Below are 716 nucleotides of genomic sequence, written 5' to 3' on the forward strand. Positions count from 1 at the left end.
GTACCGCCACAGGCAACATTAACGATCGCCCTATTTTCTGTAGTTGTCCAAAGAGATTACCTAACATTCTTCCCTCCTAGTTGGAGATTGTTTTGTGGTAGAAGCGACTTGATGACAAGCAGCCTGATAGTTTCACGATTGATTCGTCATAAGATAATTCACTCATAACGTTATGTTTTAAAAATAGATATTGTGTAAAAGTGTGCATTGCAAAGATTGAATTATTTAACACCCAATGATCATATCGAGAGATTGAAAAGCGAAGGTTACAAATGAATAGGATTTTGTAAGCTATTACTTACAAAAAATGTGCTTTGTAAGTTGCAAATTACATTAAGAACAATTGAGTTCATGAATGGGGCAATGCATGATATTGATAAGATTGTTTTTCTTGTTACGAAAAACTTTTTATCGGGAGATGAACGAAATCGTTGATAAGCTTCGTTGATAAATACGGCTGCCCTCGCTAAAACACCATGGACAAGAGCATGATGGATATTAAACAAATTTTGGTTGTTGACGATAATATAGAGCTACGAGATGCGCTGACTGAGTACCTCGGTCGAGCGGGGTTTGACGTCGTCGGAGCAGAGAATGGTGAAGCGATGTGGCGCGTACTAGAGAACCACCAACCGGATTTAATCATCCTCGATATAATGATGCCTGGAGATGATGGGTTCACTTTATGCCAGCAATTACGCCGGCTATCAGATGTA

General features: G+C 39.1%; 1 protein-coding gene. It reads left to right on the plus strand.

All coding sequences use genetic code 11. From position 1 onward, the window contains the following. Positions 1–491 precede the first annotated feature (491 nt). On the plus strand, positions 492–716 hold a 225-nt coding region (locus tag ACP45E_RS17570; protein ID WP_141707397.1), incomplete at its 3' end, for a response regulator transcription factor.

Source organism: Vibrio genomosp. F10 str. 9ZD137 (assembly GCF_049974785.1).
GTDB lineage: Bacteria > Pseudomonadota > Gammaproteobacteria > Enterobacterales > Vibrionaceae > Vibrio.